This is a genomic window from Mycoplasma sp. 327 (assembly GCF_053851655.1).
In genome coordinates, this window is the sequence record NZ_JBSQBA010000005.1 from 60005 (window position 1) to 70750 (window position 10746).

The 10746-nt window shown below is 28.0% G+C and carries 3 protein-coding genes; all 3 read right to left on the bottom strand.

Annotation, left to right across the window (positions count from 1 at the left end):
• Positions 1-671: 671 nt before the first annotated feature.
• Positions 672-9938 carry a hypothetical protein gene (locus ACWXVS_RS01975; RefSeq protein WP_455994766.1) on the bottom strand — a complete coding sequence of 3089 codons (9267 nt, stop codon included), beginning with the start codon at positions 9936-9938 and terminating at the stop codon, positions 672-674.
• A 206-nt stretch (positions 9939-10144) separates the two neighbouring features.
• A complete protein-coding gene (locus tag ACWXVS_RS01980) occupies positions 10145-10468 on the bottom strand; it encodes a hypothetical protein (protein ID WP_455994767.1) in 324 nt (107 codons plus the stop codon).
• Positions 10469-10543: 75 nt separating this feature from the next.
• Positions 10544-10746 (bottom strand): hypothetical protein (locus tag ACWXVS_RS01985; protein WP_455994769.1); only part of this gene is annotated, 203 nt, incomplete at its 5' end.

The window sequence follows — 10746 nt, forward strand, 5'->3', positions numbered from 1 at the left end:
CCCTAATTGAGGGCCTGTTTTTAATCAGTTACAAATTATTTTTGAAAAAGAAGATTAAATAATTAAAATATCCCAACAACATATTTGGAAGAAAATTTATCAAATTTTGTCATGTTGTTTGGTTGTTTTTGCATAATAAATTTAGATTTGTGTAATTGCTATACTCAAATCTCTTACTAAAAGGTAGGCTAGTGATTAATTTACACAAAATTTTCTACACTACTGAAAAAATTCTTTTATTTTAACTTAATAAACTCCATAAAAATGGAATATTTATTTTTTTATGCTTAAAGTGGGAAACACGGGAATTGTTCATCTATATACAAATCTTTTAAAATTTTAGTCATTGCCAAATATTGCCTGGTATAAGCAACGAATGATATTTTTTTATCATCTTCTAATAATATACATATTTATTATCATCTTTTCTAATGATTTTGACATTTTTAGGCATTTTAACTCTTTGGCCTTTTAGTATCATTTTTACCTCATTTTTCTTTAGTTTATTTATAACTAAATTATTATATATTCGAGGTCAAAAAAAGTAAAAAATGCTGATTCTTTTAATAAATCAGCATTTTCCCTTTATTTTATTGTTTAGTTATAAAAAATGTTAAAAGTTTAAGTTATTAATTTATGAAAATCATTAATTAATGTTGCAATAAAATATTTTATTCAAAGAACGGTGCATGTCTTTGAGGAAACCCGTCTTTATCTAATAGAACGTCTTTTAGTAGCGTATCCTTATATTTTGCTTTAAACTCATTCCATAGTTTTTTAGCAACTTCTTTTCTTTCATCAATAGTTAGAGCAATTTTATCAATTCATATATATTTGTTTTCTTGACTAATTACATTTTCTGATGCTTCAGCAACCATCGAAACTCAATATTCAACAAAATCAATTTGTGAACTTGATCTTCAGAAATCCCTTGTATTAGTTCTTTTTCCAATCAAGCTAGGATCAATATCAAGAGCTACTATTGCTTTGCTGTTTATATCAGGAGCTTTCTTAAATTTGTCAAATTGCGCATCAAGTCTTGATTTTTCATTTTCATCCAAGAATGGATTTAATTTTAAGTCTTTAATAAATTGTAGATAGTCATAATCAAGCTTCTTTAATCTTCTTGCATTAAAGAATATATGTTTTAAATAATCATTTTCTGCTTTTATGGCTTGTTCACGTGTTGTTTCTTGTTTTGCAAATATTGATTTAATATGATTAATATGTTCGCTCGCAACATTTACTGGGAATGGACCGGCTTCAGGCGGGCTTTGTGTAGAATGTTTTTCAACTCTTTCAATAAAGAAGAATGTTCAATTCTTAGTTTTGCTATCATCTTCTCAACGTTTAGTAAAATTTTCAACTTCCTGTTTAACTCTTTTATATTCTTCTAATGTATTTGTTTGGTAAAGTATTTTATTTTGCAATTGTGTTCCATTATTAAAGAATTGCTGTTGTGCGCCGGAATTTTGTAGTCCTTTTATTATTTTTATATTCGAAATAATAGAGAATAATGATTTCTTCATTTCACTATAATCATTAAAGGTTGATTCTCCTGTATAAAGGTTTGTTTCAAAACCACCGTTAGCTCGCTGTAATTTTAAATCATTAAGCTCGGCTTGTTTCTGTCTTTCTATATCTACCTTAATAGTTTGCAGTTCGTGGTCGGTTGTTGCATCAGAAATTCTTTTGTTAAGCATTGATAACTGTGAGCTGTTCAAACCTCCTCTGCCGGTTTGGCCGTTTTTATTTGGGTGCTTTGATAAATCAAATAACACAAGTTTTGAAACTTCATCTTTTAGTTTATCTTTTTCCTTAATTAAGTTAAGTTGTTGCTTAACCATATCAAGGTCTTTTTCGCTCTCGATATGTTTTAGTTGGTTTATTAAATCTTTTTTATCTGCCGAATTTTTTTGCTTTTCTATTTCTTTTTGAATATTACCTTTTTTCTTTTCTAATGCTTCACGGTGTTTCATGATAGCCTTACCGGTAATATGTTTAATACCACTATTTTGGCCATCGATGCTTATGGTGCTATCAAGCTCCCTTTTTAAATTTTCTTTTTCATTATTATCTGTTAATTTATCAATAGCTTCAAGTGCCCTCTTAACAGCATCTTTTATCTTCTTATTATTTTCATTTAATCTATTAATTTCATCAATTGATTGTGCTTGATCAATTTGGTGTTTCAAAGTTTCATTTGCGTGAGATTTGTTTCCACTAGGAAAGTTAATTTCGTCGACAATTTTCTTTGCTTCATCTTTAGATCTTTGAAGTTCCTTAGACTTTTGCTTAATTTCTTTTTCTTTTTGATTTTCTGCTTCAGTTTTAATAGCATCAAAGTTTTCGATACTATTTGTTGGGTTATCTAATTTTTCTTGCAGTTTTTTCTTTTTATTTTGATCAGTAATTTGCGAAATAACTTCTTGAGCTAAACGTTTTTTGTTTTTATAATCCTGTTTATATTTTCTAACCTTTTGTAATAATGTTGAAATTTTAGTATGATCAGCCTTAGAAAATTCTGTTAAGAATTCATTTTTCTTTGCTTCTGGTTTAATTTTATCTATTTCTTTTTTTAATGCATCAATATTTGTTTTTAGTATATTTAGAGTTGTTTCTACAGAATTTTTGTTTGAATAATCAATTTTAGATGTTAGAGCCTGCTTAATTTTTTCTTTTGTATTTAGCGAATCAGTTCTTAATTGCGATGTATCTTCTGGATATGCTAATTTATTAATAAATAAGTTGAAGTTTTGTCTTGTAGCATTTGTAACAAGCGACTTAATGTCATTGATGGTTTTAGATAAATTTGTATGATCACTAGGAACTTGTATGTTATCGATATTACTCTTTATATTATTTTTATTATTTTGAGGAATATTGCTTAAAGTGCCAATCTTGTCTTTTGCAAGACGTTTATAGTTTTGTATTATTTCATTTTTTAAATGATTTTCATTATAAATGTCATTGCCAGTTATTGTTGTAGGAACAGTTTGGTTTAATCTTGTTATTAAATTGTTCTTATCTGGTCCATCATTAAATGAACTATTAATTACATTTTTGTATGTTTCAATCTTATTAGCTCAACCATCTGGTAGGGCGTTATTAGCTTGATTTATATTTTGTGCTGAATTTAGCTTTTGTTTTATTTTTTGAACTGCTTGTGCATTATTTTCTGAATATTTTAGATTTCCGTCATTAGCACTTAACTGATTTTTCTTTGTTTGCATATGGCTGCTAAACTTAGTTATCTCAGTTTGTTTTTGATCTAAACTTTGGATATTATTTAATTGATTAACAGTATTTTTTAGAGCATTTTTAGCTTGGGTTGCTTCACGAGATTTAGGATCTGGATAAGGAATTTTATCAATTAATTCATTAATTTCTTTTTTCTTATTAGCAATGCTTGTATCACTATCTTGCTTTTCTTTCTTTTGTTTAGCCTTATTTAACTGATCTTCTAAATTTTTAGATATTTCCTCTAATTGTGCTTTTGTTTTAGTTAATAAATTAGGCTTATTTTGTGAATTGTATGTATCAAGAATCTTTTGCAATTCTTGCTTAATTTTTTTGTATTCATTTTTATTTAAGATTGAATTTATATAATCTTTAATTGCATCTGCTTTTTGTTGAGTTTGCGCTCTTAGTGTTTCTTTTTGTTTATTAATAGCATCAAGAGCTTTTTTGGCAACATCCTCAGCCGCCGTTAATCTTCTATTAGCATCGGTAATTTGGGCATCAGTTAGCTTGGCTGTTTTATTGGCTGCTGGTTGGGCTAAATTAATAGCATTTGAGAGAGCTGTTGTTGAATCGCTTAATGCTGGTTCCTTAGCCATTTCTGCTTTTGTAGCATTTGCTTTTTCAAGTATCATTTCTAATTTTGCAATCTCGGCATCGGTTTTTTGATTTGCAGCTGCTCTTTGCGTTTCAGCGTTTGTTGTTGCTTGTTCTAAGGCACTAGCCTTATCTGAAATGCTTTCAATTGGGTCAGTATTTTTTATGGATTTATTTGTATTAATTATTTGTTGCAATTGATTAATTATGGTAGCTAAATTTGCGTGGTTTGAATCTTGTTTTAATGAATCTAATTTTGCTTGTGCATCTCTAAGCTTTTTCTTATGCAGGTCTTGCTCGGTATGAAGTCTGTTATTAAAATTAGTTATTGCACTGTTTGCTTCATTTTTTAAATTATTTAATTTATTTTTTTGTTCAATAAATTTTTCGTGTTCTTCTCTGTTGAGTACATTTATAGCCTCAGAAATGGCAGAGTTAAGTTTTTCTTTTAACTTAGTCATTTCAGGGTCACGTGTTATGATACGATTTGCAACACCCTGCAGATCGTTTTTAGCTTTTGTAAGTTGTCTCTTATTTGTCTCAGCAATTTCTGCATCTTTTTGCGCTTTATTTCTTTTTGCCTTTTCTAGGGCTGCATCAAGTTTAGATTTGATCTGTTCTAGGTCGTGTTTAGTTTTAGAATTAATATTTGTCTTATCGTTATTGTTGTAGTTATTTAGGATTGTTTCTAGTTCATTTTTGATTTGGCCATAAGCACTATCGTTAGATAAATTTTGATTTTTATATTGTTGAATTTCGTCAGCTTTGATTTGAATCTGCTTTATTAATTCGGATTTTTGGTTATTGATATTATCAAGGGCAGCTTTTGCAACCCTTTCAGCTTCTGCAAGGATTTTATTAGCTTCTTTTATTTGAGAATCTAGAGCTTTTTTATGCGCATTTTTAATGTTATTTGCATTATTTATCGCTTGTTCAAGCGTTTGTTTTTGATTATTTAATTCAGGCTCATTATTCATTGCGTTTTTTGTTGCATTGGCTTTTTCTAATGTTTTTTCAAAATCATCAAGATCCTTGTTAATTTTTTTGTCTACCTCAGCTTTCTCTGCTTCAGCTATTTGGATAGCATGTTGTAATGCTTCCTTTTTGCTATTAATGCTTTGAATTGAATCAGTAATGCTAGAGCTTTGGTTATTGCTGATTTCTTCTTGAAGTTTGGTAATAACTTCTGTTAAGTTATTAGAGTTTACATCATTTCTTAGATCAGTTAGTTTATCATTAGCTTCCCTTATTTTTTTATCGTGTTCTGATTTTGCTTCTTGAATTTTTGCATCAAATTGTTTCTTTTGCTGTTCAGCCGTTATTTTTAGATTATCAAGTTTTTTCTTTTGTTCCTCATACTTTTCTGATTGACTACTTTTTATAATTTTATCTGTTTCATCTATAGCCTTTTTAATATCTTCCTTTAATTTGATCATTTCAGAATCGTTACTTGTTATTGTACTTGAAAAATTATTTAATGCATCCTTTGAATTTAATAATTGTTGTTTATTAAATTCCTTAATGTCACCATCTTTTTTAGCTTGTTCTGCTTTGGCTTCGGTTAATTTTGAACTTAAATCATTCAAAATTTCATCTAGTTGTTGCTTGGTTTTGTTGTTTAGCTCTTTTTTGTTTTGTGTTTCAAAATCGCTTACAGCTTTGGTGAGTTTATCCTTTATGTCCTTATATTCGCTCTTAGTTAAAGTGTCTGCATAATCTTTAATATCCTTTGCTTTTTGATTAATCTGGGTTCTTATTTCACTCTTTTGCTTATTTATACTATTTATTGTATTTTCTGCTTCTTGCTTTGCTTGACTTAGTTTTTTGTTAGCATTATTGATTTCGGCATTAGTTAGTTTTTTAGGACCGTGATTTTTCTTAGCTGTTGCTTCTTCTATTGTTTGCTCTAATTTATTTTTTGCATCATTTAGCAATGGTTCTGATTGCATTGAACTTGCAAGAGAATTGGCTTCATTTATGGTTTTACCTAAATTATCTAGTGCTGCCTCAGTTTCTTTGTTAGCTATAATTTTTTCATTTTCTGCTGTTTCTATTGCTTTTTGCAATGTGTCCTTTTTGTGATTTATATCTGCAAGTGGTTGGTTGTCATCAGTTATTTGATTATTTGTGATTGCTTGCTGAAGTTTTTGAATGACGTCATTTAAGTTAGCGGCATTTTCATCTGCTTGAAGCTGTGAGATTTTATTTCTTACGTCAAGAATTTTTTGCGCATGAGCTTCTTTGGTTTTTTGTAATTCCTTAGCAAAATCTGTTTTTGTGGTTTCTGCTTTTTTACTTAGGTTTTCTAGTTTTTCTTTTTGACTAACGTATTTATCTGATTCTTCATTTGTAATAATTGCTTCTGATTCGCTGATTGCTTGGTTAAGTTCGTCTCTTAAAGCAGTCATTTTTGGATCTTTGCTTGTTATTGAATTTGAAACATTTGCTAATGCTTCTTTTGCTTCTGCTAGAGCTTGCTTATTTTTAGCTCTTATTTCTGCATCTTTTTCGTCTTTCTTTTGTTTAGCAGAATCAAGATGCATATTCATTTGCGTTAATAAATCATCTAGTTGCTGTCTAGTTTTTTGCCCTAGAAGATTTTTATCATTTGCCTCATAAGATTTTAAAAAGGCATCTAGATCATTTTTAATAGCTTCATATTCAGGTTTTATTAAAACATTGTTAATATAATTTTGAATTTCAACTTCTTTTTGAGCAATATTTGTTCTGATACCATCTTTTTGCTTATTTGCTTTATTGATGGCGTCATTTGCTACATCCTCTGCTTGCTTTAGTGTATCTTGAGCTTGTTTTATAGCGTTATTAGTTAACTTTGTATTTTGCATATGTGAAGTTCTAGCAACTTCAATTGCTTTTTCTAACACTGCTTTTTGTGTATCTAAATCTGGTTCTTGCTCCATTGTGTTTTTAATTTGTTCAGCATTTTCGATTTCTTGATTTAGTTTGTCAAGAGCAGCTTGTGTAATAGCATCAGCTTTTTCTTTTTCTGCATTATAAAAACTTGCTAAACCATTAAGTTCAGCTGTTGCAGCATCAATATTTTTTAAAGGACCGTTTTCATCAATAACATCATTTTGACTAATCTTTTCTTTGATTTTAGTAATGATGTCAGCATAGTTAGCGCTATTAGGATCACTTTTTGCTTGTTCTAGAACGCTATTAGCACTTTCTTTAGCCTGGTTAAATCTACTTTTTGCTTCTGTTAATTTTTGCTCAAAATCAATAATTTGTTGTTCTGCGCTTTGCTTTAGATTATCAATAGTTTGTTTTTCTTGAGTATATTTATCCGTTTGTTCTTTTGCGATTATTTCACGTGCTTTTTGGATTTCAACATCTAAGTTGTGCTTTAGTTGCATCATTTCGTCATCATTACTTTTGATGCTATCTTTTATAGCTTCAAGTTGGTTGGTTGATAATGAAAGCTGTTCTTTATTTTGTGTATTTGAAAGCAGTTGTTTTGCATTATCTAGTGCGCTTGTGATATTAGATAATTTTTGTTGTAATTCTTGGATAGTATTGTTATAACTTGGATAATTATTGTCTTTGACTAATTTTAGCGATTCTAATAATGGGGTTGTTATTTGAGGATATTCATCTTTATTTGCATTAGCAAAATCGGTTATTTCAGCAATCTTGTTATTAATTTTTTCGATTTCTTCATCTTTATTAGAATTAATTTGGATAATTTTTGTTTCCGCTTTTCGATTTTTATCCTTAAAATCTTCAACTAATTGTTTTAATTCATCAATAGCATCCCTATTGGTGGGATCTTGCGTTTTGGTTATTAAATCTTTTAGATCTTGTTTTTCAGGATTATATTCATCAGTTGGCATCTGCGATACAAAGTCATTTGCTTTTTTAACTAATTCATCCAATTTAGTATTTAATTCGCTAAATTTTTTATTGATTTCTTCTTTTTCTTTAGGTATTTTATCAATTATTTTTTTTAGATTAACTTTAACATCGTCTAATCGTGCGACACCAAAATCGCTAACATTTGGCTCAATGTTAGTATTATAATCTTCCAAAACTTTGTCTAATTCCTTGATTAATGTCTTATATTTTTCAGAATTTTCATTTTTTAGCCCATTTTGAGCACCAATTAGCTCATCCTTTTTGCTAATAATGTCTTCTTTTAATTTGATAATTTCTTCAATTATTTTCTTGCGTTCATTTTCATCAGCATCACGGAATCTTTTAGCCTCTTTAATTGCTTTATTTAGCTCGTTAAGTTTTTCAAGAATATTGTAACTATTTGAGTTAGCATTGCTATTTGTTTCTTCGGCCGAATTTATTCTTGATTGTAGATCCTTTTTAGAAACATGATAAGTTCCCTTGTCCTTAAATTTTTCTTGTTCTAGTTCAGTGTTAAGTTCTTTAGCTTCAACTAGTGCGCTTATAGATGCTTCCTTAGATTTTTGAAGGTAGCTATCTTTTAAAGTTTTAGCACCGTTGTTATATTCAACCTCAATTTCATCTACGGATTTTTGCTCATTATCTAATGTTTCTAGCGTTTTTTCAGCATCTTGTATGAATTTTTCAAATTCATTAGTTGGACTAATAATATTATTTTCTTTGGTATATTTAAGATTTTGTTTTGCGATGGCAATTTCTCTGGTCAGATTATCTCTTGCAACTTGCTTTTTAGTTTTTGTTAATAAACTATCAAGTATATTTTTATTTGTAACTAGATCGCCTAACAAAGTATTAGTATTATTGCTTCGCTGTGCTTTTTCAATGGCATCGCTAATTTGGTCTCTATTATTTTCATATTCATCAGAAGATTTAATTTTATCTAATTGTTGATGTCCTTTTTCAATTAAGCCAGTTATTTCACTAATTAATTTGTCTTTTTGTTTTGCAATTAAATCACTTGCTTGTTCTGATTTGTTGTTTAGATTAGCCAAAGCTTCTGTAATACTATTTTTGTCAAGTTTTTTTAGAGCTTCATTACCTACATTTATTGCATCTTTTAATTCGTCCTCAATTTTTTGAGAACTAAATAAATCACTAGCTGATTCGATTTCTTTTAATAATTTTTGTGAAGAAGGTAATTCTTGGATTAAACCATCAATAGCTTCTTTAATTTGTTGTGCATCACTTTTTAGTGGTTTAGCCTTTTCTAGAATATCTCTTAGTGTAGCAATTTCATTATCTTTGCTCATCTTGTTTTTTATGTTGGTTATTTCAGTGTCTAATTTTTTGGCTAAATTTTTATATTTGTCATAATCGAGGGTTGTGTTCTTATAATTTTCGGCATCTTTTACTAAGTCATTAATTTGCTTTATTAGGTTTTGTTTTTCTAATGATAGAGTTTTTTGGAATTCTGAAATTTTTTCATGTAAAGAATTTAGTGCTTTTTGTCTTTCCTCAAGGGTTGCATTTGGATTATTAAGAATTTTTTCAGCTTCTTTGATTGCTTTTTCAAATATACCTTTATTTTTGATATCAGAAGGAAATTTTGAATCAATGTTTTTTGCATTTAAAATTTCATCTGTCAGGTTAAACAACACTTGGAGATTGTTTTTTAATTCAATAGCTTTGGCTTTTACTTTTGCAAGTCCATCTTCATTGGTTGCATTATTGTATTGATTTTCCAAATTTGTTTTTTCTTGATTGTAAATAGCTATATATTTGGTAGCAAAAGGTTTATTATTGTACTTAGATTCATAGTTTGCAAGAAGATCACTAAATGACGATTTTTCAGAAATCGCTTCACCATTAAGTAATTCAAGATTATCATATTGACTTTTATAATTCTTGAAATTAATTTTAGATGATTGTAATTTAGTTAATATTTCATCTACTTTTTTGATGTCTTTTATATTTAATAATTGGTCTAGCTCATTTAGTTCTTTTTCAAAGGTTGCATAAAGATCATGAGTATATGTTTTTTTATTAATTTCATTTTGTTTTTTCCACTCATTCATCTTTTTTATTAATGCTTGCAATTTTGCCATTGTATGATTTCATTTTATTGTTTCATTTAAAAGAACATAGCCCGTTCCAATTGTTGCCCCAATTGAAACACCAGTTATTATTCCGGCTACAACTTTTTTTCTTCTATTTGTTTTTTTCATAAACACCTCAATAAAATATTTTTTGTATAGTTTTTTACATTAATTTAATATTTTAGATAAAAAAAAAAAAAAAAAGAAAAGAGGCTCAAAATTCATTAATTAGCATGAAAAATGAGACCAATATTTTGAACTTGTTTAAGTATACATTTTGCATAATTTCTAATAAAAAAATATAAAAAAAATAGTTCTACTAGGAATAGAATAATTTATAAAATTACAATTTTATTTATATCTCTTCTTATTTTTTCTAAATCTTCATTAATTGATCGCATTAAATCTATTTCTCTTTGTGAAATAAGACCAGTTTTAACAAAAGATTCTAAAATTTCTGTTTTTTTAGATAACATTTGATTGTAGTAATATCCGGCTTCTTGATGTTTCACAATTTTTTTAACCACCGATATTTCAAGAGGAAGCTTTTTACTATATGCTATTTTCTCATACATTTGAATGTCATTTTCATTTAATTCAAAAGCTTTATATCTTTTATTGTTTATGTGAAAATAGTATTGTTGATCTGCACCGATCATAAAAGTTGCATCATTTTTTGATGTGACTTTTATTTTTAACTTAAACTTTTAGTTGTTTTTATAACTAAAACAAGTTTAAATTGATTTTTTCATTTTTGATTTAATGAAATCTTCATCGATATTTAATAAATTACTTAATCTTTTGTTATAAGTTTTTGTCATAATTATAAAGTCATTGTTTTCAGAAGCAATATTTTGAATATTGTCTTTTGAAAAATAACCGCGATCCAATACTAAAGTTGCTGATTTATAACGCAAATTTAAAACTTTATCAATCA